19 protein-coding genes are annotated in these 26,102 nt (G+C 59.4%); 9 read left to right on the top strand and 10 right to left on the bottom strand.

Annotated features, from left to right (window positions below; translation table 11 throughout):
- Positions 1-62: 62 nt before the first annotated feature.
- Together ACR0KX_RS03865 and ACR0KX_RS03870 are read left to right on the top strand one after the other, a co-directional pair.
- Complete coding sequence (locus ACR0KX_RS03865) at positions 63-1,664, top strand: ABC transporter substrate-binding protein (RefSeq protein ID WP_480707897.1); 1,602 nt, start codon at positions 63-65, stop codon at positions 1,662-1,664.
- Between the two features lie 80 nt (positions 1,665-1,744).
- Entirely contained in the window at positions 1,745-3,220 is a 1,476-nt protein-coding gene (locus ACR0KX_RS03870; RefSeq protein ID WP_170622595.1) for a M81 family metallopeptidase, read from the top strand.
- Positions 3,221-3,225: 5 nt separating this feature from the next.
- Here ACR0KX_RS03870 and ACR0KX_RS03875 read toward each other — a convergent pair whose 3' ends face one another.
- Positions 3,226-4,134, bottom strand: a complete 909-nt coding sequence (locus ACR0KX_RS03875; protein ID WP_170622596.1) for a LysR substrate-binding domain-containing protein — start codon at positions 4,132-4,134, stop codon at positions 3,226-3,228.
- Positions 4,135-4,229: 95 nt separating this feature from the next.
- On the opposite strand from ACR0KX_RS03875, the gene ACR0KX_RS03880 reads away from it, so the two are divergent.
- Positions 4,230-5,741: a trimethylamine methyltransferase family protein gene (locus ACR0KX_RS03880; RefSeq protein WP_170622597.1), complete on the top strand. Its 1,512-nt coding sequence runs from the start codon at positions 4,230-4,232 to the stop codon at positions 5,739-5,741.
- Positions 5,742-5,783: 42 nt separating this feature from the next.
- The gene (locus ACR0KX_RS03885) at positions 5,784-8,252 is read left to right on the top strand and encodes an FAD-dependent oxidoreductase (RefSeq protein WP_170622598.1); all 2,469 of its coding nucleotides are present in this window, start codon (positions 5,784-5,786) and stop codon (positions 8,250-8,252) included.
- Positions 8,253-8,335: 83 nt separating this feature from the next.
- Here ACR0KX_RS03885 and ACR0KX_RS03890 read toward each other — a convergent pair whose 3' ends face one another.
- From ACR0KX_RS03890 to ACR0KX_RS03900, 3 genes are all read right to left on the bottom strand, one after another.
- Positions 8,336-9,697, bottom strand: a complete 1,362-nt coding sequence (locus tag ACR0KX_RS03890) for an ISNCY family transposase (RefSeq protein ID WP_480708390.1) — start codon at positions 9,695-9,697, stop codon at positions 8,336-8,338.
- 180 nt (positions 9,698-9,877) lie between these two features.
- Positions 9,878-10,630 carry a sulfotransferase-like domain-containing protein gene (locus tag ACR0KX_RS03895; protein ID WP_480584084.1) on the bottom strand — a complete coding sequence of 251 codons (753 nt, stop codon included), beginning with the start codon at positions 10,628-10,630 and terminating at the stop codon, positions 9,878-9,880.
- Between the two features lie 2 nt (positions 10,631-10,632).
- Positions 10,633-11,559, bottom strand: a complete 927-nt coding sequence (locus tag ACR0KX_RS03900) for a hypothetical protein (protein WP_480707899.1) — start codon at positions 11,557-11,559, stop codon at positions 10,633-10,635.
- Between the two features lie 17 nt (positions 11,560-11,576).
- On the opposite strand from ACR0KX_RS03900, the gene ACR0KX_RS03905 reads away from it, so the two are divergent.
- On the top strand, positions 11,577-12,476 hold the full coding sequence (locus ACR0KX_RS03905) for a LysR family transcriptional regulator (RefSeq protein ID WP_480707901.1): 900 nt from the start codon (positions 11,577-11,579) through the stop codon (positions 12,474-12,476).
- An 18-nt stretch (positions 12,477-12,494) separates the two neighbouring features.
- Here the strand turns inward: ACR0KX_RS03905 and ACR0KX_RS03910 are convergent, their stop codons facing one another.
- The 3 genes from ACR0KX_RS03910 to ACR0KX_RS03920 all read right to left on the bottom strand — a co-directional run bounded on the left by ACR0KX_RS03910 (position 12,495) and on the right by ACR0KX_RS03920 (position 17,028).
- The gene (locus ACR0KX_RS03910; protein ID WP_170622601.1) at positions 12,495-13,328 is read right to left on the bottom strand and encodes an FAS1-like dehydratase domain-containing protein; all 834 of its coding nucleotides are present in this window, start codon (positions 13,326-13,328) and stop codon (positions 12,495-12,497) included.
- A gap of 108 nt (positions 13,329-13,436) precedes the next feature.
- Positions 13,437-14,540, bottom strand: coding sequence for a mandelate racemase/muconate lactonizing enzyme family protein (locus ACR0KX_RS03915; RefSeq protein WP_170622602.1), 1,104 nt, complete (start codon positions 14,538-14,540; stop codon positions 13,437-13,439).
- A gap of 1 nt (position 14,541) precedes the next feature.
- Positions 14,542-17,028, bottom strand: a complete 2,487-nt coding sequence (locus ACR0KX_RS03920; RefSeq protein ID WP_480707904.1) for an FAD-dependent oxidoreductase — start codon at positions 17,026-17,028, stop codon at positions 14,542-14,544.
- A 272-nt stretch (positions 17,029-17,300) separates the two neighbouring features.
- Between ACR0KX_RS03920 and ACR0KX_RS03925 the strand changes: the two genes are divergently transcribed.
- From ACR0KX_RS03925 to ACR0KX_RS03940, 4 genes are all read left to right on the top strand, one after another.
- Positions 17,301-18,389, top strand: a complete 1,089-nt coding sequence (locus tag ACR0KX_RS03925) for an aromatic ring-hydroxylating oxygenase subunit alpha (RefSeq protein WP_170622604.1) — start codon at positions 17,301-17,303, stop codon at positions 18,387-18,389.
- Between the two features lie 73 nt (positions 18,390-18,462).
- Complete coding sequence (locus ACR0KX_RS03930; protein ID WP_170622605.1) at positions 18,463-19,917, top strand: aldehyde dehydrogenase family protein; 1,455 nt, start codon at positions 18,463-18,465, stop codon at positions 19,915-19,917.
- Between the two features lie 3 nt (positions 19,918-19,920).
- Positions 19,921-21,141 carry a Coenzyme F420 hydrogenase/dehydrogenase, beta subunit C-terminal domain gene (locus ACR0KX_RS03935; RefSeq protein ID WP_170622606.1) on the top strand — a complete coding sequence of 407 codons (1,221 nt, stop codon included), beginning with the start codon at positions 19,921-19,923 and terminating at the stop codon, positions 21,139-21,141.
- A complete protein-coding gene (locus ACR0KX_RS03940) occupies positions 21,141-21,521 on the top strand; it encodes a carboxymuconolactone decarboxylase family protein (protein ID WP_170622607.1) in 381 nt (126 codons plus the stop codon). The genes ACR0KX_RS03935 and ACR0KX_RS03940 overlap by 1 nt, the downstream gene beginning before the upstream one ends.
- An 81-nt stretch (positions 21,522-21,602) precedes the next feature.
- Here ACR0KX_RS03940 and ACR0KX_RS03945 read toward each other — a convergent pair whose 3' ends face one another.
- The 3 genes from ACR0KX_RS03945 to ACR0KX_RS03955 form a co-directional block, all read right to left on the bottom strand.
- Positions 21,603-22,655, bottom strand: a complete 1,053-nt coding sequence (locus ACR0KX_RS03945; RefSeq protein ID WP_170622608.1) for a betaine/proline/choline family ABC transporter ATP-binding protein — start codon at positions 22,653-22,655, stop codon at positions 21,603-21,605.
- Between the two features lie 11 nt (positions 22,656-22,666).
- Entirely contained in the window at positions 22,667-23,701 is a 1,035-nt protein-coding gene (locus ACR0KX_RS03950; RefSeq protein ID WP_170622609.1) for an ABC transporter permease subunit, read from the bottom strand.
- 159 nt (positions 23,702-23,860) lie between these two features.
- Positions 23,861-25,879, bottom strand: a complete 2,019-nt coding sequence (locus ACR0KX_RS03955) for a CocE/NonD family hydrolase (protein ID WP_480707907.1) — start codon at positions 25,877-25,879, stop codon at positions 23,861-23,863.
- Between the last annotated feature and the right edge of the window lie 223 nt (positions 25,880-26,102).

Consider the following 26,102-nt stretch of genomic DNA (forward strand, 5'->3'; position numbering starts at 1 on the left):
TTAAGCCCATTTGGGCGCGCAATCCTTGGGCCAACGCATCCATGCCCAGGGGAGGTCAAGCAATGGATAAACTTCAGTATGTGCGGCAACTGGAACACCGCCTGCAAATGCGTCAGGTGGACCGCCGCCAGTTCATGCGTGGTGTACTGGCAACCGGGATGACCGTCAGCGCTGCAACCTTGCTGGCCGACCGGGCAATCGCTGCGACACCCAAGAAAGGTGGCAGCATGGTCGCAGGTATCGGCCACGGTGCATCCACCGAACAACTGGATCCGGGGCAGATCTCGGCAGGCTTCCTGATCCCGTTGAGCCTGGGTATGAACGGCTTCCTGACGGCTGTTGACGCCGACAGCAATGTGCAACCTTCGATTGCTCAATCCTGGGAAGCGTCGCCGGATGCCTCGGTCTGGACATTCCAGTTGCGCGACGGGGTCGAGTTTCACAATGGCCGCAGTGTGACCTCGGACGATGTGATCGCGTCGATCAACTATCACCGGGGCGAGGGTTCGACCTCGACCGGTGCGCCGCTGTTGGCAGGGGTCAAATCGGTCCGCGCGGACGGATCGCAAACCATCGTATTTGAACTGGAAGGCGGCAATGCGGACTTTCCGGCCATCCTCAGCGACTATCGTTTTGCCATTCTGCCGGCAGAAGGTGACAGAATCGACTGGCAGTCGGGCATTGGCTGTGGGGCCTATCAGTTGACCGACTTCCAGCCCGGCATCTCAGCCGATCTGGTGCGTCATGCCAACCATTGGAACGATGATGTCGCCCATGTGGATGAATGGAAACTGCTGGTGTTGCTGGATACGACCGCGCGTATGGCGGCCCTGTCGGCGGGCACCGTTGACGTTGCCGACAAGGTCGATCCGAAAACCGCCAAATTCATCTCGCGCGATCCCAATGTCACGTTGCATTCGGTGGCGGGCACCCAGCATTACTCGTTCCCGATGCTGACGAATACCGCGCCATTTGATGACAACAATATCCGTCAGGCGATCAAATGGGGCATCGACCGGCAGGAATTGGTCGACAAAATCCTGCTGGGCTATGGCGCGGTTGGCAACGACCACCCGATCGGATCGGGCCAGAAATACTTCAACGCCGAGCTTGAGCAAAAGACGTTCGACCCCGACAAGGCGAGATTCTATCTGAAACAGGCCGGGTTGGACTCGCTGGATGTCGAGCTTTCGTCGTCAGATGCCGCCTTCCCCGGTGCGGTGGACGCCGCGACGCTGATTTCGAACTCGGCGGCGAAATGCGGGATCAATGTCACCGTCAAACGCGAGCCCAATGATGGCTACTGGTCCGAGGTCTGGACCAAGAAACCCTGGTGCGCCAGCTACTGGGCCGGTCGCCCGGTCGAAGATCTGATGTTCTCGCTGGCGTTCCAGTCTGGCGTTGCCTGGAACGAATCCTTCTGGTCGCACGAAAAATTCGACAAGCTGCTGGTCGAGGCACGGGCCGAGCTGGACACCGACAAACGCCGCCAGATGTATGGCGAGATGCAGGACATTGTGGCCAATCAGGGCGGCGTTGCGATCCCGATGTTTGCCTCCTACGTCTTTGCCACGCGGCCCAGCGTCGGCACGCCGGAAAAATTCGGCTCGAACCTCGATCTGGATGGCAGCAGCTTTATGGAACGCTGGTGGAAAGCGGAATAGCAGCCGATCTATGATAGTATCGTGAAAGAAAAGGGGATGGCTTTTGCGGTCGTCCTCTGTCGTGTCGGGGATAGGATTCCATGAAACTCTTCATTGCAACGCTATCGACCGAGACGAATACGTTCTGCACAATGCCAACCGCGATATCGGGGTTCGAGGAGTATTTTCTGCGCCACGGAACCGCAACGCAGGAACCGCCCAACCTGATGACCGAGGCGTTGCATTTGTGGCGCGCAAAAGCAGAAGCCTTGGGGTGGCAGGTCATCGAAAGTCTGGCCGCCATTGCCGAACCTGCCGGGCCGACCACCCGTAGCTGTTATGATGCGTTAAGCGGTGAGATCCTGTCTGATCTGACCGAGTGCGGCGGCGCAGATATCATTCTGTTGCAACTGCATGGCGCGATGGTGGCCGAACATATCGAGGATTGCGAAGGCGACCTTTTGACCCGCGCCCGTGCGCTGTGCCCGAATGCCACGATTGGGGTGTCTCTGGACCTGCATTCTCATCTCACCGACAGGATGCTGCAGGCCAGCGATCTGATCGTGCATTTCAGGGAATACCCCCATGACGACGCAACCGCCTGCGCGGCTGAGCTGTTCGACCTGGCCCGGCGCGCCCATGTGGGTGAGATCGTGCCTTGCATGGCGTTTTATGACACGCGGATGGTGAATCTCTATCTGACGAAAGCGGGGGCGATGAAGGATTTCGTGGCCGAAATGGCCGCTGCTCAGACTGCGCCCGATGTGTTGTCGGTGTCTCTCAGCCACGGGTTTCCATGGGCGGATGTTGCGGATGTTGGCGCGCGGATGCTGGTCGTGACCGACAATCAGCCGCAACTGGCGGTCCAACTGGCAGAGACATTGGGCCGTCGGTTTTTCGATCTGCGTCACCGGGTGACCACTGACTATCTGCCGATTGACAGCGCGCTGGATCAGGTAGGAACGCGCGCAGGGCTGTGTGTTCTGACGGATATGGGTGACAATTCGGGCGGCGGCGCACCGGGCGACGCCACCTATCTGTTGGCCGCCATGCTGGACCGTGGGTTCAGGAATTTTGCCAGCGGGATGTTCTGGGACCCCGGCGTTGTTCGCATTTGTCAGGATGCGGGTATCGGCAGCACATTGACCGTTCGGCTGGGCGGCAAGACAGGCACGGTGTCGGGCGATCCCATCGATCTGCGGGCGACGGTCATGAATATCGCAGCAGGTCTGGGTCAGCATCTGGGAACAGGGTTAGAGCCGATGGGCACCGTGGTCTGGCTGCGGCTCGACGGCCAGATCGACCTGCTGGTCAACGACCTGCGCGTTCAGGTGTACCACCCCGAAGCGTTTGAGCAGATGGGTATCCGACTGGCCGAGAAATCGGCAGTGGCGGTGAAATCCCTGTTCCATTTCTACGGCCCGTTCAGCAAAATCTCGGATCACATCCTGCAGGTCGCCAGCCCGGGCGGAACCCAGCCCGCGTTTCGTGACATCGCCCTGCACAAGCGCAAACTTCCCTATTGGCCGGCCGTCGAACACCCGTTCGTGGATGACTGCCTTGCGGATACCGGTTAGCTGCCTCAGCCATCAGTTCGGGCCGACAGAATCCAGTCGCGGACGCTCTGGGCCTCGGGCGTCAGGGGGCGGGATTTCGACCAGACCAGATAGAAGCCCTTGCCGGTTCTCCATGTCCATTCCGGGCGCGCGGCCAACACGCCTTGCTGCACCAGATGTTCGACGATGTGGTGCCAGCCAAAGGCAAACCCTTCGCCCGCCATCGCCGCCTGCAAAACCAATGCGTAATCGTTGAGGCGCAGACCGCTGCGCGGCGTAACTTCGGATATGCCGAACGCGCTGAACCACTGATCCCACGAGGGCCGCTCGCGGATGGGTTCCTCAAGATGGATCAGGCGCTGGTTCAACAAGCCCGGCACGCTGCGCAAGGTCACTGCGGCGGCCATGACGCGGGGGGCGGCTACGGGGTATATAATCTCGTCATAGATCAGCTGCGCCTCGCAATCCGGCCAGTTGCCATCGCCGAGACGCACCGCAAGGCTGATGGTTTCGACCGTCAGGTCAGGCTCGCGGTCGCTGGATTGCAGGCGCAGGTCAATATCTGGGTGTTTTTGCTGGAACGAGGCAATACGCGGCACCAGCCAATAGTTGTTGAAGGCCGAAGAAGCGCTGAGCGTCACGTGGTCATTGCTGGCGAACTGCCGGATCGAGGATGCGGAATGCGACAGCATTTCGAACGCGCGGGTCACATCGGCAAACAATCGCGTTCCCGCATTTGTCAGGGTGATCCTGCGATGGTTGCGCCGGAACAGGATCACGCCAAGCGCGGTTTCCAGCTGTTTGATCGACGCGCTGACCGCCGGTTGCTGCACATTCAGCTCTTGCGCCGCTTTGGTGAATGACCCGGTCCGGGCGGCAGCTTCGAACACGACCAGATGACGGGGGGATGCGAGTTGGGACCAAAGGTTTTGCATAAATTCAGCTTATGCAAAAGATCAATCTTTTCAACCGTCACAGGCGGGCGGTTGCGCAGTATGACTATGCGCGAACAAGTCGATGAGGGTTTGCAATGGCACGGCGCGCACGGGGATCCAGACAACGACAGGACACGCAGCCAGCGTCTCCGTTTATCCAACGGCAAGCACCGTATTACGACCTGCTGGACGAAGAGCAGATTGCCCGGCTGGAACAGCAAGTCGACTGGATCATTCAGGATGTCGGCATCGCCTTTCGCGACGACCCCGAGGCGCTGGAATTGTGGAAAAGGGAAGGGGCCCGGATCGAAGGCGATATCGTGCGCGCCCCGGCGGACTGGATCCGCAGCCTGTGCGCCAAAGCCCCGCGTGAGTTTACGCAACTGGCCCGCAATCCCGAACGCTCGGTTCGGATTGGCGGGCGCAATCAGGTCTTCGCGCCGATCTACGGCGCGCCGTTTGTGCGCGATTTGCACGGCGGTCGGCGTTATGGCGACATCAAGGCGTTTCAGGACCTTGTGCGCCTGACCTATATGCACCCGAACCTGCATCACGGCGGCTTTGTCACCTGCGAGCCCTGCGACGTGCCAGTCAGCAAGCGCCATCTGGACATGCTGCTGGCCCATATGACGCTGAGCGACAAACCCCATCTGGGCGCGATCACCGAAATGAGCCGCGCGCAAGACAGTGTCGATATGGCCGAGATCGTCTTTGGGGCCGATGTGATGGCCGAAAACTGCGTCATCATGGGCAACGTGAACACCAATTCTCCGCTGTTGGTCGACAAGGTGGTGACCGAGTCCGCGCGGGTTTACAGCAGCCGGGGGCAGGGCATGATCGTCGTGCCGTTCATCCTGTCGGGGGCGATGGGTCCGGTCTCAACCGCCGCCTCGGTCGCGCAGGCCATGGCAGAGGCGATGATGGTCTGTGCATATGTTCAGCTTATCCGACCCGGCGCGCCCTTTGTTCTGGGCAACTTCCTGTCGTCGATGTCACTGAAATCCGGTGCGCCGACCTTTGGGATGCCCGAACCTGTGATCTCGAACTATGCCATCGGCCAACTGGCCCGCCGCGCGGGCCTGCCGCTGCGCTGTGGTGGCTCGCTGACGGCATCCAAGATCGAGGACGCGCAGGCCGCCTATGAAAGCGCGGATTCGATGCATTCGACCATGCTGGCCGGGGCGAATTTTGTCCTGCACTCAGCCGGTTGGCTGGAAGGCGGCCTGTGCACCGGGTTTGAAAAGCTGATCATGGATGCGGACCGGTTGGGGTCTTATCAAAAGGTTCTCAGCCAAGGGCTGGATACCTCGGATGAGGCACTGGCCCGCGACGCCTATGCCGAGGTCGGCCCCGGCGGTCATTTCCTGGGCTGCGGTCACACCATGCGCCACTATCAGAACGCCTTTTATGAACCCGCGCTGAGCCACAGCGAAAATGTCGAAAGCTGGGAGGATGAAGGCGCGAAAGACATGCGGACACGCGCTTATGACCGTTGGACCCAGATGCTGAGGGATTACGAAGCGCCGCCTATCGAAGAGGCCACGCGCGAAGCCCTGGAGGCGTTTGTGGCCAGACGCAAAGAAGCCCTTCCCGATGCCTGGTACTGATCGCCCCCTTGCCTTGACCCGGATGATGTAAGGAACACCCCCATGCCCGAGATTCAAAAAGACGAAACCGCCACCGGCAAACCGCTGCCGTCCCACGCCAAGGTTGTTGTAATTGGCGGTGGCGTTGTTGGCTGTTCGATCCTGTTTCACCTGGCCAAGTTTGGCTGGAAAGACGTAGTGCTTCTGGAACGGGACGAGTTGACCTCGGGCTCAAGCTGGCATGCGGCGGGGCAAATTCACACGATCAGTTCTGACCCGAATATCAGCCGCCTGCAAAGTTATACCATTGATCTTTATAAAGAGATTGAAGAAACATCGGGCCATTCGGTCGGCCTGCATATCACTGGCGGGTTCTACGCGGCCTCGACCAAGGAATGGTATGATTACCTGAAACGCGAACGCTCGAAAGCGCGCTATATGGGGCTGCATCAGGAATTCATCTCTCCGTCAGAATTGGCCGAACGGCACCCGCTGATCGATCCGAAACACTATTATGCGGCGCTATGGGATGATCAGGATGGTGATCTTGATCCGTCTGGGGCCACTTATGCATTTGCCAAATCCGCCCGCGTTCATGGGGCGCAATATTTCACCCATTGCGGGGTGACGGCAATATCTCAGCGGCCGGACGGCTCGTGGGACCTGACCACGCCCAAAGGGCGGATCAACGCCGAGCATGTGGTCAATTGCGGCGGTCTCTGGGCGCGTGAGGTGGGGCATATGTCCGGTATCCATCTGCCGGTGCAGCCGATGGAACATCACTATCTGATCACCGAGAAGATCCCTCAGATTGCCGAGCGGATGGAAAGCATGGGTGAGGCCGGTCGCCTGCCTGCCGGGATCGATTATGAGGCCAACATCTATTTCCGGCAGGAACGGCAGGGGATGCTGCTGGGTACTTACGAGCCGAAATCGACCCCGTGGAAAGTGGATGCCACACCCTGGGATTTTGGGCACGAACTGCTGCAACCCGACCTCGACCGTATTGCTGACCGGCTGGAGATGTCCTTCGAACGTATCCCCACGATCGGTCAGGCCGGGATCAAGGACATGATCAACGGTCCATTTACCTTTGGTCCCGATGGCAATCCGATGATCGGGCCGGTGCCGGGGATGAAGAACTATTGGGTCGCGGTTGGCGTCATGGCGGGCTTTTGTCAGGGCGGGGGTGTCGGCCTGACCATGGCCGAGTGGATGATCGACGGCGAACCCTCGATCGACGTTTGGGCCATGGATGTTGCGCGATTTGGCGAATTTGCGACGCCCGACTGGGGCACGGTCAAATCGTCCGAGAATTATGAGCGGCGGTTTGTGATGACCTTCCCCAACGAAACTTTGCCCAAGGGCCGGATGCAGAAAACCACCGCGCTTTATGACCGGCTGGTCGCCAATGGCGCGCGGATGGGGCAGGGGTTCGGTCTGGAAAACGCGCTTTGGTTCGCAGATGGCCCCGACGACGCGCACGAAGACCCGACATTCGAGCGCAATCGCAGCCACGACTATGTCGCGCGCGAGGTCAAGGCGGTGCAAGAGGCCGTGGGCGGGATTGAGATTGCCAACTTTGCCAAGCATGAATTCAAGGGTGAAGGCGCGCGTGCATATCTGGATCACGTACTGGCCGGATATGTGCCCAAACCGGGTCGCCTGACACTGACGCCGATGCTGACACCCAAGGGCAAACTGTACGGAGATCTGACTGTCGCCTGTCTGGCCGAAGACCACTTTGTCCTGTTCGGCTCGGGTGCGATGCAAGAGGCGCACCGCCGCTGGTTCGAAAAGGACCTGCCCGAGGGTGTGACCTATGCCAATGTCTCGGACGACTGGCATGGCATCGCGCTGTCTGGTCCAAAATCCCGCGACTTGCTGGCGCGGCTGACGCGTGAGGATGTCTCGGCCGACGCGTTCAAATTCCGTGACCTGCGTCAGACCTTTGTGGCCGGGGTTCCGGTAATTCTGAACCGCATCTCGTTCAGCGGCGAGTTGGGCTATGAAATCTACTGCAAACCGCAATATCTGCTGCGTCTGGCTGAGGCCATAGAAGAGGCCGGGGCCGATCTGGGTTATCGCTGGTACGGCGCGCGGGCGCTGATGTCGATGCGGCTGGAAAAGGGCTGGGGCGTCTGGACCCTGGAATTCCGTCCCGATTTCAATGCGGTCGAAAGCGGAATGGACGCGTTTATCAACTGGAAGAAAGATTTCGTCGGTAAAAATGCGACTGAGGCATCGCGTGCACAGGGCGTGAAGCAGAAACTGGTGACAATGACAATCGACGTGGACGGGATTGACGTTTCAAATGACGAGGCGATCCTGAAAGACGGCGCCGCTGTTGGATATGTCTCATCCGGCGGCTTTGCCCACCGGGTCGGGCGATCCATGGCGATGGGATATGTCGCGACCGAGCATGCCGCTCCGGGCACGGCGCTTCAGGTGGAAATTCTGGGTGAATTCTATGATGCCGAAGTTCTGGGCGGACCCATCTATGATGCAAACGGGGCCAACATGCGGGCGTAAAAACCGATGTGCATTGTGTTGCAATCAAGCAGAAATGTCCCAGTTGCCGCGGAACGGTAGTGCAGCCTGACAGGGTGGAGACCTCAAACATCGGAGCCCTGGCTGGCTGCACGCTTTTCTTTCGCTGCTTTCGCAAGCCTTGAGTTCCAGCCATTGTTGCGCCGGCCTGTCGGTTTGTAGCGTGTGGCCTGAGTGCCGACGCGGCGCTTCTTGGGTGGTGCTTTACCCTGCTCTTGCTTGATGTGCTCCAGCACTGCGCTCAGTCGCTTGTTCCCAATGATCGCCGTGTGGCTCACACGTTGATCTTTGTCGTAAGCAGAGTAGGGCAGTGGAACGCCCTTTGACCGGAATTCCAGCGTACCGTCCTGGTATTCATAGCTGTCCACATATTTGCCAACGAGGCCACGGGTGAGGTCATTCTCTTCAAGCGTTATCCGCTTGCGGTCGTAGCGTAGCACCAGGTTCCGGTCGACGTAGCGCTCGTCGCGCCAGCACAGGATGTCCCGCAGACGGTCGGGCTCGACATTCAGGGCCCGGTGCAGATTGTCCGGTCGACGCGGCGATTTGGTAAACCTGACGTTGTAACGCTGCATGAATCCCGGAAGGAAAGTGTTTGCGGCTTCCATGTCTGAGGTCCCAGCGAGCCGCAATTCCTTCACCAGCCGATCTTGTAGCGTGCGGTTGGCACGCTCGACACGGCCCTTGGCCTGGCTGCTGTTGGCGCAGAGGATCTCGATGTTCAACTCATTCAAAGCCCGGCCAAACTGGGTCATGCCATGGCCCGACTTTGCACCTTGCTGCGCTACCCGAAACACGGTGTGCTTGTCGGAATAGAAGGCAACAGGGCGACCATGATCAGCCAGGTAGCCATCAAGCGCTTCGAAATAGCTGAAGGTGCTTTCCGACTTCACGAACCGTAGCTGCATCAATGTGCTGGTCGCATCGTCGATGAAGACAAGCAGCGTGCAGGGCGGGGCGCGATCCTCGAACCAGCGGTGGTCAGATCCGTCGATCTGGATGAGCTCACCCAAGCATTCCCGGCGCAAGCGCGGCTGGTGGAACGTCCTGCGCTGTTTGCGAGATAACCAGATTCCGTCTGCCTGCATCCACTTGCGCAGCGTCTCGCGCGAGACGCTCAGATCATGATGTTCCAACAACATCTCAGCTGCCAGTGTCGGGCCAAAATCAGCGTATCGTTCTTTGACGAGTACCAGGGCAAACTCTCGAACGGCCGGATCAATACGATTGTTGGATCCACGGTCGCGCGCCTTGTGACGCAGCGCAGCCGGACCATCAGTCTGGAAAACCCTGAGCAAACGGTGAACTTGTCTGCGGCTCAAGTTAAGAACATTTGCGGCGGAAACCACCGTCATGCGGCCTTGGGAGACTTGGCTCAGCACTTCTATACGATTAAGCTCGCGTTCGCTCATGACAACCAATCCCACCGCCACACTCCAATCCTGCCTGCTCGACAGAGAAGTGTGACACTTCTACTTTGCTAATGTGGGACATTTTAACTTTGCTGCTTCAGCATTTAAGCCCTATAAGCAAGGTTATGTTAATATCGTGCGCGATCTTCTTTAGAGTCGAAACCCCACATTCCGCCTAGCCGGTTGCTTCATCCCTCAGACAGTTTCCGACACCCGGATCCGGTTGCGGAACAGATGGTCGTAATGCGGCTTCATGCGGCGGTGAACGCGGCGGACGCGATCCGGGGTGTTGGACAGATCGACATATTTGCGTTCCTGCCGGACAAGGCCGGTCGATTTGGCGAGGTTTGCGTGGAAGGATCCTCCGTCCCACCAGCTATGCGCTGAAGGATCGCCTCCCGCCTCCCAGCTCAGCGCCTCTTCGATGAATGGGATCCCGACGGCTTCGCAGAAGGCCTGGGTCATTTCGTACGGGTTCTCCAGCACATCATCGCTGTCGATCACCGGCGGCGGCGTTCCGTTCAAGGCAGTCAGAAGATCGTAAAGCGCGCGTTGCTCGGGAAAGCCGACCTCTAACTCGTCGAAATCGGGCCATTTGTTATACATCGACGTGATCGTTTTGGCCGGGTCACGGATCAGGAAAGCATGGGTGAAATGAGACAGGAACTCAGCATCCCACATGTGGTTGATATAATGCGGGAAATCCTTGATGAAGACAGGGCCTTTCTCGGCGCGGGCCCTGACGTCCGTCCACACGCTTTCAAGGGTCAGGCCGGGCGTTGTTTTCTCACCTTCCTTGAACCGGGGCCACATGGGATCCTCGCCCTGATACCAGGCTTCGCCGAAAGGTTCATGCAGACAGTCCAGATCGCCGCGCTGACGCATCATCCATTCAAACGCGGTCGAGGTTGAGCGTGGGATGGCCCAAAGGGCGACGATTTTGTGCATGTTCAGCCTTTCAGTGATGAGAGCAATCGGCCCTGCTGCGTTTCCGGGGCAATGCCGAGTGTCTTGAAAATCCGCCAGTACAGCGCCGTGTCATGGCCGATGATCGGTTTGCCCAAACGGCTTTCCAGCGCGACCTCATAATGCACCGGGCGTTGTGCGATCCCGTCAGATGGGCGGCGATAGTTGCTCATCCCGTTGATCAGGTAGGCGTCCACATTCGGGGCCTGCTCTGCTGTGTAGTCGAAGGACTTCCACAACAGGTCTTCGTCAAAGCACCAGATGCAGTCGTCAACCGCGTCCTGACTTTCAAACCAACCCTGATCGAAGAAATTGCCTGCCCAGACCACATCAAACCCGGCTTCGCGCAGGAAGCCAACCGTGCCGGTATACCAGCTGTCGGGGTGGTAGCAGGCACTCAGCGCGACCTTTTCAACATTCAACTCACGTAACGCCTCGACCATGGCATAACCCGCCATGTGAAAGGGGGTCTGGTATGTGTCGCTGAGTTGCTCGCAATGTTGCCGGATGCCCTCGACACCCAGACCGCTGGCATGGACCCAGTTCGAGCCGACCTGACCGCAGACATCCGCACCGTTATTGGCCATGCATTCAACGAATTCTTCCAAAAGGCCAAAGTTCTTTTGCCGCTGATCCAGACGGTGCGCGTAATCCGGCACGTGCAGCATCCGGCCATGCACGCCCACGCTGCGCGGGGCCATGCGCAGAAAGTCCGAAGGTGCTGCGTCAAAGTCATGTGGCGGGGCGGTAAACCCCACCTGATGCGGGAACAGCTTGACCTTGGGGTTCTGCCATTTTGGGGGTTTTACATAGCTTTCCATGCGCCAGCCTTGTGCCGTTCCGAACCTGTGGTGGGTTTTCGGACCTTGCTGCCGCGCAGCCCGAAATGCCATTGCTTTGACGTGCAGCATTCAATATCAAAACTGATATGGGTCAGCGCAAATATAACCTGCCGTCGATCAACGCGATGATTGCGTTTGAGGCGGTGGCACGATTACAGGGTTTTGCGCGGGCCGCAGAAGAGCTGAGGACATCGCAGCCCGCGATCAGCCGACATATCCGAAATCTGGAAATCCGGTTCGGAACCACCTTGTTCGAGCGGCAAGGCGCGCGCGTTTCACTGACCAGAAAAGGCAAGGATTTTTATCATTCTGTCGCGCAGACGCTGGATAACATGCAATCCGCCGTGAACAGCCTTGTGCGCCCGCAAAGCGAGGTGACAGTTGTGTGTTCCCATTCGGTTTCGCATCTTTTGCTGATGCCCCGCTATGGCGCGTTGCGCAGGGCGTTGGGAAGCGGTTCCGAGCTGCGATTGCTGACAGCGGAATACAACCTTCTGACCGCCGCCATTGATACCGGGGCCGATATCGTATTTGAATACGCTTCGGCCACTCCGGACGCGCCGCATGTGGTTTTATGCAAGGAAGAGATCAAGCCGGTCGGCACGCCCGCCATCGTTGAACAGGCCGTTGCCGCCCTTGCGGGCAAGGCCAAGCCCCCTCCTCTGCTCAGGCTGCAGAAAGAGAATTTCGGATGGATGGACTGGCCCGACTGGGTGAATGTGCATCCCGCCTATGCCGGGTGGCCGATTGCCGAAGAGTTTGACAGCTATGTCTACCTGCTGGAAGCCGCCGCAGCAGGGCAAGGTCTGGGCCTTGGCTGGCGCAGCTTTGTGGATTCGTACCTGACCCGGGGTGCCTTGGTCGAGATGCCGGTCGACTGGCATTCGAACAAAACCAAGTTCTTCGCGCGCCTGACACGGTTCGGACAGCAGAACCCGGTTGCGCATAAGTGCCTGTCCTTGCTGGAGCATCTGGATCAGCGCTGACAGGGTTTGGGCAGCGGATCAGAATGTCGCCTTGGCGTCCATCGCTTTGACACCGTCCTGCCGCCGCGCCCAAAGCTGGATATCTTCGCCGGTTCTGTTGCCCTCGATATTAAACGGGCCCATGCCCGCAATCGGCGACAGCCCACGAAACGCGAAGGTTTTTGGCGATTTGCCCTTTGTCCGGCAGGCCAGATCGACAAGAAGCGTGGCGGTCAGTGGGCCGTGGAAAACCAACCCGTCGTAGCCTTCGACCGACCTTGCATAATCAACGTCATAGTGAATGCGGTGGCCATTGAACGTCAACGCCGAGTAGCGAAACAGCATGACCTGAGACGGCGTCACCTGCTCAGAGATTTGCGCACCCTTAGGCGCAACCGGCGGGATCGGCTGCGGCGCATCTGGATGTGGGTCTTCGCGATAGACGATGTCATATTCTTCGGTCAGGGCGAGGTTGCCATCCTCAAGCATCAGCTCGTGCAGGACGGTTACAAAGCAAAGCGGCCCGCTGCGACCGGTCTTTTCCACGACGCTTTTGATGGTCGAGCGTTTTTTGACACGCGCGCCCAGAGGCAACGGCGCATGAAAGGCAAATCGCCCTCCGGCCCACATGCGCCGGGGCAGCGACACGGGCGGTAGAAAACCGCCCTTCTTTGGGTGGCCATCGCGTCCCAGGCCATCCATCGGCTGCGCCTCAAGGAAATAAAGCCAGTGCCATAGCGGCGGCAGCGGGTCACCGACCTGAAGGCTGGGGGTCCGACCCAGTGTCGCCTGCATGAAGCGCGCAGGCTCGGGCCGCAGAACGCCCGTGTGGGTCTCGGTCCGTCCGATCCAACTGTCGAGGGGCTTGGACATGGTGAGTTCGCCTGCAATTGCCAGGGCACTTGTGCCGCTGGCGCAGCGTAGGATCGACCGGTGCCAGGGGCAAGGCGGCAGCCCGGTGAATTGGGGCCGCCACTCAGGTTAGTCGATGATCGTGACCGGCTGGCCAAGCGCGTCCGCATCAGGTGTGACGCCAAGCCCCGGCCCTTCGGGCGGGGCGATGCGGCCGTTTTCACGCACCGGGCCATCCGGTGCCAGACGCGGGCCGACATAGTGGCTCAGGTCGCAGGTGTTCATGATGCCGCGCGCCGGTGTCGATGCCGCCAGATGCAGCAGCGCCGCCGTGGTGATGTCACTGCCCCATGTATCCTCGATGCACATCCGGGTGCCCAGGGTCAGGCACAGATCGCGGATTTGCCGCATCGCCGACAGGCCCCCCATCTTGGACAATTTCAACGCTGCGGCCTGCATACACCCGGCCTGATGCGCCTCGATCACCGAGGCGATGTCATGGGCGTTCTCGTCAATCTTCATCGGCAGACCGGTGGTGCGCTGGACATGGGCGCATTCCTGCAAGGTGGTACAGGGCTGTTCCAGCATCACGTCCAGATGCGCAGCGGCGCGACCCACACGGATCGCCGACAGCGCATCGCTGCCACAGTTCCAGTCGCCATAGACCAGGGGCCCTGCCCCAACGGCCTCGCGCACCTTGGCCAGACGTTCGACATCCATCTGCCAGTCATTGTCGGCACCTAGCTTGACCTGAAATTGACGCATGCCCTTGTCATAGGCATCCCGCGCCATGCGGGCCATTTCGTCCGGCGCGACACAGGTGATCGAGTGATAAAGCGGCATGTCCTTGACCTGTCGCCCACCCAAAAGGCGATGCAGCGGCAAGCCCGCCGCCTGCGCCGTCAAATCCCAAAGGGCCGTATCAAGGGCGGATTTGGCATAGCCGTGGCCCTGAAGGTACGAGTTCAGTTTCTCCATCAGGGTTTCAGGGCCAACAGGGTCGGCCCCGATCAGAACCGGGGCCAGTTCCATTACCGCAGGCACCACGCCCTTGGCATAAGCAGGCAGGTAATGGGGAATGGGGCAGACCTCACCCCATCCTTGCAGCCCGGTATCGGTGTCGATCCGCAACACCACCGAGGTGGTGGTGTCGCAGGTTTTTCCGTCTGCCATGTAGTAGGTCTCATGGCTGGTCAGGGGGACTTCCCACAGCGCGATGCGCGTGATCTTCACGTCAGGCTTCCTCTACTTGCTCAAGCTGTGGGGCGTCGGTGCGCGGCAGCAGGCTGGCCGGGTCATAGGCTGGCTCACTCAGAATACGCCCTTTGCGCGGCTTGCCCGCTATGATGACTTCGATCTCGGTGCCGGGCACATGCGCGCGCGGTTTGATATAGGCAAAGGCCAGAATTTTACCGACTGTATGGCCATAAGCGACCGAGGCCGTTGCGCCGACGATTTCGCCATTTACAATAACGGCTTCGCCGCCATGACCATCCTCGACCCCGTCCGGTTCGATCTCCAGATAGGCGCAGATCCACGGCATTTCGCCTGTCTCGGCCTGCTGCGCGCTGACACGGGTGGCCTCAACGCCCAGATAGTCTTTGTCCAGCTTCATGAAACGGCCCACATTGGCCTCGGGCAGCGTGACCTCATTGGTCAATTCGCCCGCACCGGGGAAGGCTTTCTCCATCCGCATCGCGTTCATCGCGAAGGACCCGTAATTGACGATGCCAAAGGGCGCACCTGCGGCCCAGAGCGCGGAATAGACGTCAACGCAGGCCGCGTCCGGCATGTGCAGTTCCCAACCCAGTTCGCCCGCATAGGACATCCGGAACGCCCAGACCTTGTGGCCTGCAACGGTGATTTCCTGTGCCGACAGCCAGCGGAACCCTGCATTCGAAAGATCCGCATCGGTGCATTGCGCCAGAACGTCCCGCGATTTTGGGCCGTTCAGCGACAGGGCCGACCATCCGGCGGACAGCGCCGTGATGGTTACATCCTCATCGGCGCAGTTGTGGTTCAGGTGGTCCAGCAGACGCTGTTCGAAGAAGGCGGCGCAGACCAGATAGAACCGATCATCCGCCATGCGTACCAGCGTGGTTTCCAACTCGACCCGACCCCGGCGGTTCAGCATATGGGTCAGCGTGATCGAGCCGGTTTTCTGCGGCATCTTGTTGGCGGTCAGACGGTCCAACAATGCGTATGCGTCCGGGCCCGAAACCTCGACCTTGGTAAAGGCGGTGACGTCCATAATGCCGACGCCTTGGCGTACGGCTTTTACCTCGGCGCCCACCACATCATGCACCACATTGCGGCGGAAGCTGTAGTGGTCGCGCTGCTCGACGCCGTCCATCGCAAACCAGCGGGGGCGCTCAAACCCGTAAACCTCTTCATACACCGCGCCTTTGTCCTTGAGGATCTCATAGAGCGGTGACGGCTTGATCGGGCGACCTTCCAGTCGGTTGAAATGCGGGAAGGGAATCTCGTGGCGCAGCTTGTAATCCTCATGCGCTTTGATGACCTGCCAGTCCTTTTTGGCATAGCTGCCAAAGCGGCGGGGGTCGTAATCGCGCATCGAGATATCGGCGGCACCCCGCACCATCCATTTGGCCAGTTCGCGTGTCAGGCCGGGGCCCCAACCGATCCCGATCTGGGTGCCGCAGCAACACCAGTAGTTCTTGACGCCCGGCGCAGGCCCAACCATCGGGTTGCCATCCGGCGGGTGGCTGATCGCGCCGTGGACCTCACGGGTGATGCCCAGTTCCGCAAAGATCGGCATGCGCTCCAGAGAATTCTCAAGCCATGGCATGACACGGTCATAATCGGCCTCGAATAGCCAGTTCTCGTATTCCCACGGGCACTCGTCATGCCAGACCGAGTTCGAGTTTTCTTTCTCGTAGATCCCGATCAGGCCCTTTTTCTGCTCCATCCGGATATAGCCCGAGACCATCTTGTCGTCGCGGATCACGGGCAGCTCGGTGTCCAGATCCTGAAACTCGGGCACATTCTCGGTCACGAAATAATGGTGCGTCATCGAGGTCATCGGCAGTTGCAAGCCCGACCATTCGCCCATCTGGCGCGCATAGGTGCCACCGGCATTGACCACATGCTCGCAAATGATTGTGCCCTTTTCGGTTTCAACCACCCATTCGCCCGCATCATTCTGGGTGATGTTCGTGGCGCGGCAATGGCGAAAGATCTTCACGCCTTTCTGACGCGCACCGGTGGCCATCGCCATGGTCACGTTTGACGGGTCCACATGGCCATCATCCGGGGTGTAAAGCGCGCCCAGAACGCCTTCCAGATAATAGAAGGGGTGCTTTTCTGCGATGAAGTCCGGCCTCACCAGCTCGATATTGAAACCCAGCGAACGGCCGACGGACAGGGTGTGGCGCAGCCAGTCCATCTCATCCTCGGTATAGGCCAGCCGGAACGAGCCGCAGCCGTGCCAGGTGACCGCCTGCCCTGTCTCTTCCTCAAGCGTCTTGGAATAAAGGCCGATGTTGTAATCGACCATCCGCCCCAGCCCGTAAGAACTGGTGGAATGGGTGATCTGCCCTGCTGCGTGCCATGTCGACCCGCTGGTCAGTTCGGCCTTTTCCAGCAGGACGGTGTCGTCCCCCCAGCCCTCATGCCCCAGATGATAGGCCAGGCCGCAACCCATGACGCCGCCGCCAACAATGACGACCTTTGCACGCTGCGGCAGTTCTTTTTTGGACATCGCAAAATTCCTGTTCGAGAGTCGCAGATTTCTGTGGATTTGATATTCAAACAAATGTACCACGGTCAATGATAAATGATACAAATGATCGAGAAACGGATCGGAATGGAACAAATGCGTGAATCGGCCCGCGACGAGAACGGTTTGTCGCTGGTATCGGATTCGCTGTCGCCCAAGGCACGCAAGGTCGTTGTGTTTTGTGCTGACACTGGGACTGTTCGGACCTTTTGCGATCACCCCCAGCACCCTGGCTTCTAGGATGAGGAACCCAAATGAATAAGCCGCTCACCCATTCGCTGGACGCCAGCTACTATACGGATTCCGCCGTCTTCGAGAATGAGATGAACGGCCTTCTGGCGCGGACCTGGCAATTTGCGGGGCATTCGGCGGATATCCCAAATGTCGGCGACTATTTTGCGTTTCAGATCGCCGGGCAGAACCTGTTTGCCATTCGCGGGCGGGATGAGGTGATCCGCACCTTCTATAACGTATGCCAGCATCGCGCCCATGAGATGGTGACCGGCACCGGGAACACGCGCGTTGTTGTGTGCCCTTACCACCAATGGACCTATGAGCTGACCGGTGGCCTGCGCGCCGGGCCGAACATCAAGAAAGTGCCCGGGTTTGATCGCGAAAAGATTTGCCTGACCGAGGTTCGGACCGAGATCTTTCTGGGTTTCATCTTCGTCAATCTCGACAGGGACGCCGCGCCGATGGACGAATGGTATCCCGGCGTGCGGGAAGAGATCGCCGAATTTGTCCCGCAGATCAATGACCTTGCGCCGTTGGAATGGGTGGAAATTCCCGAAAGCTGCAACTGGAAGGTTTCGGTCGAGAATTACTCGGAATGCTATCACTGCCCGACCAACCACCCGACCTTCGCGGAAGGCGTGGTGAAGCCCGAGACCTATGACATTCAGCCGGATTCAGATGGCGGCTATGTTCTGCGCCACACGACCGAGTGTCAGGCCCTTGAAAAGATGACCTACCCCATCGACATGACGGTGCCGCATGCGGGTGATTACCAGTCGTGGTTTCTGTGGCCGATGTTCTCGTTCCAGTGTTATCCGGGCAATGTGCTGAACACCTATCACTGGCGCGCTGAAACCGTCGATAGCTGCACGGTCTGGCGTGGCTGGTATACCGAAGGCGGCCATGAAAGCGATGTGATCCGCGGGCTTGCTGTGCAGGACCGGGAAACTACTGTGGCCGAGGATATTCGTCTGGTCGAATCCGTCTATCGTGGTTTGAAATCAAAAGGCTACGTGCCTGGCCCACTGGTGCTGGACCCCGAGGGCGGCGTGATGAGCGAGCATTCGATTGCCAAGTTGCAGCAATGGATGCGCGACGCGGTCGACTGAAACTCAGAATAGCGAAAGACAAGTTGTTCTAGGAATGCCAAGCGCGTTCCCTGAATACCCGGAGGCGCGAGATATGCATGACGTGAAACCCTATTGGCAGAACTATATCGACGGGCAATGGGTCGATGGCGGCGCGGGCCGCATTGATGTTGTCGATCCCGCCACGGGTGAGAAACTGGCCGAACACGCTTTGGCCGATGCCGCTGACGTGGACCGCGCCGTTCAGGCCGCGCGCCGGGTGCATCTGTCAGGCGCGCTTGGCGCGCTGCGCCCGGTCGAACGCGGGCGGATGGTTCAGGCCATCGGTCGCTATCTGCTGGATCATATCGATGAGATCGCGCCCGTTCTGACGCTGGAACAGGGTAAATCCCTTTGGGAAGCGCGGATCGAGGTCGAGGGCGCAGCGCGGTATTTCGAATATTATGGCAATCAGGCCGAAACGGTCGAGGGGCGCTCGATCCCGCTGGGGGCGAATTACTTCGACTTCACCACCTACGAACCTTACGGGGTTTCGGCGCAGATTATCCCGTGGAATTACCCGGTCGAGATGACGGCGCGGTCTTTGTCCGCCGCGCTGGCCACGGGCAACACCTGCGTGATCAAGACACCTGAACTGACCCCGCTGACCAACGCCTGGTTCGCCCACGCCGCCGAGGCGGTTGGTCTGCCCGCAGGCGCGGTGAATATCCTGTGCGGCTTGGGGCACGAGGCCGGGGCAGCCCTGTCCGCTCACCCGCAGGTCAACCAGATCGTCTTCACCGGCTCGGTTCCGACAGGCGTCGCTATCGCCACCGCAGCTGCGCAAAACGTTGTACCATGTGTGTTGGAGCTGGGCGGAAAATCGGCGGCTATCGTTCATAGCGACGCCGATATCGACGCCTTCACCAATGATGTCCGCTGGGGCATCTTCTTCAATGCCGGACAGGTGTGTTCCGCCATGAGCCGCGTGATCGTGCATGAGGATGTGCATGACACGCTTGTCGGAAAACTGGTGGACATGGCCGAGGGGCTGTCGGTCGGTGCAGGGATCGAGCGCGCCGAATTCGGTGCCAACATGGGTGCCATGGTCAGTCAGGCGCAACGGGACCGCGCCTTTGGCATGGTATCGCAAGCTGTGTCGGACGGGGCCAGGGCCGCAATCGGTGGTCGCAAGCTGAACCGGCCCGGCGCGTTTCTGGAACCGACCATCCTGTGCGATGTTTCACCCGATATGACCATCGCCAATGAAGAGGCCTTTGCCCCGGTTCTGTCGGTCCTGAAATTCAAATCCGACGCCGAGGCGATCGAGATTGCCAACGGTACCCCTTATGGTCTGGTCGGGGGCGTCTTTACCCGCGATATTGACCGCGCCACGCAGGCGGCCCGGCAAATCCGCGCCGGTCAGGTCTTTGTGAATGAATGGTTTGCAGGCGGCGTCGAAACCCCGTTTGGTGGCTATGGAAAATCCGGATATGGGCGCGAAAAGGGCCGCGAGGCGCTGTGGAACTACGTGCAAACCAAGAATGTCGCGATCCGGTTGAGGGCATAAGGTATGCGACACCCGCACTCCGTGGAAGATTTGGTCAATGCCGGTCTGTGTATCGGGTGCGGGTTGTGCGAGGCTTTGGCCCCCACGCGTTGGAAAATGGCCTATACGGCCGAAGGTCGGTTGCGCCCTGCGGAAATCGGGTCCGGCTCGGATGCCGAAATTCTGCGCGCCTGTCCCGGCGCGGTTGCGCGCCCGAATGCCGAACCTTCGGCGCATACGGATCAGATCTGGGGCGGCTATCACAGCATGCAGGAAGCCTGGGCCGCGGACCCGGACATTCGCTATCGCGCGGCAACCGGCGGAGTTTTGACGGCGCTTGGTGTTCACCTGCTGAGATCCGGGCAGGCCAAATTCATCCTGCATTGCGCCGCCTTGCCGGATGACCCGATGCGCACCGGTTGGTGCATCAGCGAAATGCCAGAGCAGGTCGTGGCGCGGGCGGGGTCACGATATGGGCCCAGCGACACTCTGGCCGGTCTGAGCGCTGCGCTGGACCGGGACGCGCCCTTTGCCATCATAGCCAAACCCTGCGACGCAGGGGCCGTGCGGGCGCGGGCAGAGGAAGATGAGCGGTTGCGCCGAAATCTGGTTGCCCTGCTGGTGATGGTGTGTGGCGGGGCGTCGGACCTTGGCAAATCGCAGGCGGTTCTGGATGAATATGACCTGTCGGAACGGGACGTGACCCTGTTTCGCTATCGTGGGTACGGAAACCCCGGTGCCACGCGGATCGAAACCGGCGACGGGCAGGTTTTTGAAAAGACATATCTGGATATGTGGGCGGACGAATCCGGCTGGCGCATCCAAAGTCGCTGCAAGCTCTGCCCGGATGCCTTGGGCGAAGCTGCCGATATTGCCGCAGCTGATATCTGGCCCGGTGGCGCACCGGTGGGTGAGGATGAGGGGTTCAACGGCGTGATCACCCGCACAACCGCCGGAGAGGATTTGTATCGCGCGGCCTGCGCCGCAGGCGATCTGCAGTCTGGGCAGACCATCACCCCGCGCATGTTCGACGATTTCCAACCCCATCAGGTCCGCAAGAAACACGCTTTGGCAGCCCGGTTGAGGGGCATGACAGCCGCTGGCGCCCCGGTCTACGCCCATGACAGTTTGCGACTGGATGCTCTGGACGCCAAGGACCCCGACGAAGAGGCCGGAACCGCCAGACGCGTGCGCGAGGGCCGCTTTTATGAAAGCCTTCCGAAGATTGAAACAGGAGACACGTAATGGACAATGATCTGTTCGAAAAAGGGCTGGAACAGCGCAAGGCGACGCTGGGGGCCGAGTATGTCGAAAAAAACCTGGCCGCAGCCGATGATTTCACGCGCCCCTTTCAAGAGGCGATGACCGCCTGGTGCTGGGGCTTTGGCTGGGGCGATGACACGATTGACGCCAAGACACGCTCGATGATGAACCTGTCCATGATCGGCGCGCTTGGGAAGATGCATGAATGGGAAATTCACTGCAAAGGCGCGCTGAACAATGGGGTCTCCAAGGAAGAGATTCAGGCGATCATTCATGTGATCGGCATCTATTGCGGCGTGCCGCAGTCACTGGAATGCTTCCGCGTCGCGCGCAAGGTTCTGGAAGAGCGTGGTCTGCTCTGACGTCTGTCCACAAGGCAAACATGCCATCTGAGTGACCATCCGTGGCCGGGAAAACGGCCACGGATTTCGGGGATTGTGCCCCTAAATGCGGCGTGATGCGCTTTCGGATGCGGCGGAAGGTACCAGTGCCCGCACCAGATCCTTCATGTCCAAAACGCCCACATCCTGTCCGTTGGATTGTACCTTGTAGGTCTTGTAGGTGTCGCCGCCGGACAGGCCGATCAGGTGCTCAAGGTTGTCGTCCACATCGACCACCCCGGCGAAATCGGTCTCGCCATTCATCGGGTGCATGACGGACCGCACGCGCAGAACGCGGGCACGGTTAATGTCGCTGACGAAATCCTCGATATACGGATCGTTCGGGTTCAGCAGGATATGCTGCGGTTCACCCTGTTGCACCACGTAGCCGTCTTTCAGGATCACAAGGTGATCGGCCAGTTTCAGCGCTTCGTCCAGATCATGAGTGATGAACACGATGGTCTTGTGCAGGTCCTTTTGCAGCTCCAGCAACAGATCCTGCATGTCGGTCCGGATCAACGGGTCGAGGGCCGAGAACGCCTCGTCCATCAACATAATCGGGCTGTCCGAGGCCAGGGCGCGGGCGATCCCCACCCGCTGCTGCATACCGCCCGACAATTGGTGCGGATAGCGCTTTTCGAACCCGGCCAGACCGACGCGGGCCAGCCACTTTCGGGCCTCTGCCAGACGTTCGTCATGGCTTTCGCCGCGCACTTCGCGGGCCATGGCAGCGTTTTCCTCGACCGTGCGATGCGGCAACAGCGCGAATTTCTGGAACACCATCGACATCACGTTGCGCCGCAGATCGCGCAGGCGCTGTTCGCCATAGCTCAGCACATCTTCGCCGCGCACATCGATACTGCCTGCCGTGGGTTCGATCAGGCGGTTCAGGTGCCGGATCAGGGTCGATTTCCCCGACCCGGACAGGCCCATGATCACGGTGATCTCACCTTCCTGCATGTCGACATTGATGTCACGCAGGCCCAGCACGTGCTGGTGTTTCTCAAGCAGTTCGGCCTTGTCCATGCCTTGCAGAACCTGCGGCATCACCGATTTCGGGTTTGCGCCGAAGATCTTGTACAGTCCTTTGATGGAGACAATCGGGGTCTTGGTCATATCATGCCTCCTTAGTGATGCGTGGATTCGTCGACGCGCGACAGGGCGGCCTTGGACACACGGTCCAGCAGGATTGCCAGCAAAACGATGCAAAAGCCCGATACCAGACCAACCCCAAGTTCGAGGTTACGAATGCCGCGCAGGACCAGAACACCCAAACCGGGGGCCGAGACCAGCGAGGCGATAACAACCATTGCCAGGCTCATCATGATCGTCTGGTTCAGACCGGCCATGATGTTGGGCAGGGCCAGCGGGACTTCGACCTTGAACAGCTTCTGGCGCGCGGTCATGCCAAATGCATCTGCCGCCTCGATCACGTCCTTGTTGACCAGACGGATACCCAGATCGGTCAGGCGGATGATCGGCACAATTGCATAAAGGATGATGGCAATACCGTAGAGTTTGGATTCCGTGACGCTGAACAGAAAGATCAGCGGGATCAGATAGACAAAGCTGGGCAGGGTTTGCAGCATATCCAGGATCGGGATGACCGATTTCTGCGTCTTGTCCGATTTCGACATGAGGATTCCGATCGGAACGCCAAATAGGACGCACAGGAAGGTGCAGACAAAGATGATCGACAAGGTCTGGACGGCGAATGTGTAGTGGTCGATGAAGGCCATGAACAGGAAGGTCACGGCAACCAGTATGGTGACCGACGCCTTGCGCACCGCCAGATGTGTCCCGATCAGGATCAGCGGGATCAGGATGAACCACGGGATTGCCAGAAACAGCCACAGCGACCCGTCCAGCATCCAGCTGAGCGGTTGCGTGAGCGGATCGAGAATGAATTTCAGACCATCCTTGATTGCCAGAAAACCATTCTCGACCCCCGATGTCATGTCCCGTGTCTGGGCGATGGCCGGGCAGGCATCGTGCAGCGCATCCAAAGACGGGAACGGCGTTTCATACCAGGGGGTCTTGGCTTCGCTGCCTTTGACCTGCGCCATGAGATCTGTGAGTGAAAGCTGTTCGCCGCCGGTCTTCCCGGCATTGCACCATTCCGTAAGGCCAAGCGTGCTGAATAGCCAATCGTAAGTTGCCATTGTACCCCTCTGCGTTCCGGGTCAGGCCAGCGAGGACGCCGCCCGGTGTTGGACTAGTTTTATTGTTATATTTGTGCGCAAACCTTAGCCCGAGCAGCAGCGTTTCACCAGCGATGCGATGCGTCTTTGCAAATCAATCTCAAATGTGCTGCATCTGCGTCAGTTCAGGTGTCTGGGCACGGTTTCGTCCCAATGGTCTTCGTGCACAAGCTCGTCACCTTCAAAGGCGCGCAGGCTTGCCTTGATCTGCCAGTCCGTCAGGCGGGCCGTCATACTGACCTCGGTTTCCGTGCGAATGGACCAGTCGCCGCGCGACATCTCATAGACCCACGTCGTTTGGCCCAAAGCGCCTTCGGGGTTATGGTCCGATGCGCTGAAGGATTCCCGGCCCTGCACGCTCAGTTCAAGGTTGTTGTCGACGATCCGGTATCGGCCTGTTGCGTGTTGTGAAACCACGGTTGTGACGCCGTTGACCACATCTTGGGTCACCCAACGCCCGCCTTCGGTTGCTTCCAGCATTTCGGTTTCCAGCGCCGGGGCCTGCTCGGCCGGCGGATACTCATGCAGCGTTTCGTCGATTGGGTTTGGCTGCCTGTCCGGCAGCGTCAGGCGGCAGTTTTCAAGCTTCAGCTCCAGTGTCGCGGCTTCCGGCGCGGGCCAGATCAGTGGGAAACACTGTGTCGAAAGCGCGATCCTGATGCGGCTGCCTGCCCCGAACCGATGCGCGATGGCGCGCAAAGGGATTTCGATCTCATAGTCCTGCCCCGGTACCAGAGGTTCAGGGCTTTCGTGACCATTGCGATGGGTCAGGTTCAAAACGGCATAGGTCACACGAGAGGATGTTCCATCCGGCAACACCTCATTCAGACGCGCTGCGATCTGGGCCACGGGTTTGTCCGAAGTGAAAGCCAGACGAAGAACCGGTTGGCCGACGATTTCAAACGGTTCGGTCAGGCGATTGCTGTCGAAACAGACCGACACGGCGTCGTCGCGCCGTTGATCGCCGGGTAAATCGCCGTCGCTGGCAAAGGCGCACCAGAAACCGGCATTGCCGCCAACCATGACCGGCGAATTGACAGGCACCCTGCCCGCGCTGCGCGGGGCCGCTGAAAGCCCCCCATTTTCATCGAAATACCAATGGCTTGCACCGATTGACGGCGATGGCCAGGTTTCCTCGGCCACCCAATGGCCTTCACGATGTTCCATTGCCGCTGCCGGGTCCGCGCTGTGCTGCATATATAGCCGCAGCATCGGTTCTTCCATGATGCCGGTGTCGCGACCTTTCAGCCAATGATCCCACCAGCGCAGAACCTCTTGCAGGAACCCGATTTGCGGCCCCGGATTCCCAGCGTTTGGCATCACATGCGCCCATGGTCCGATCAGCCCTTTGCGCGGCACTTGCAGATGTTCCATCATCCGAAAGACCGCCGGATAATACCCGTCGGCCCAGCCCGAGACTGCAAAGACCGGAATGCGGATGCGCGAGAAATCCTCGCACACCGAGCCATGTTTCCAATAGTCATCGCGGGTTTGATGCTGCATCCATGTTTTCAGCCAAAGGCCCGAGCCGCGCAGCCGGTCCAGCCACATGTCGCGCCAGCGATCACCGACATTTGCCGGGTCCGGCGGCATGGTGTTCTTGCCGAACATCGTCGAGGACCAGGTCAGTTGCTCACCCAGCACGCAGCCGCCGGAATAGTGGATGTCGTCGGCATAGCGGTCATCGGTTGAACACAGCGTCATCACCGCCTTCAAGGCCGGAGGTTGCAACGCAGCGATTTGCAGCCCGTTGAACCCGGACCAAGACTTTCCGGTGATGCCGACCTTGCCGTCACACCAGGTCTGCGCAGCGATCCATGCAATCACCTCGCACCCGTCCTGAAGTTCCTGCGGCGTGTATTCATCGGTCAACACGCCCTCGGAATCCCCGCTGCCGCGCAGGTCAACCCGCACCACGGCGTATCCGTGACCCGCGAGGTACGGGTACAATGTCACGTCCCTTTCGGCCATGATGTCGTTCTTGCGATAGGGTTGAAATTCAAAGATCGCAGGGACCGGTGGCGCCTCGGCGTTTTCGGGCATCCAGATCCGTGCACCCAATCTGCATCCATCGGACATGGCGATATCAGTGTGATAGATTTCGCGGACGGGATTGGGGAAATCAGAAACGATGTTCATGCGGGCACCCGCCTTCCTGCTGCGGGTTGAGACTCCAGTGGCTTCCAGCCCACGGACAGGTTTCGGTGCACCATCATGATTCCTCCTGTCGGTCAGCATTTTTGGCTTGGGCACTTATGTCAATTTTGAATTCCTCCGCCCTCGTGCAGGACCCGCTAAAGGGAAACCAACCGGGTCGGCGGTATGATCAGCGAACAGCGATATGACTGATTATGTTAATTCG

The sequence above is a fragment of the Ruegeria sp. BG5 genome (assembly GCF_056538425.1).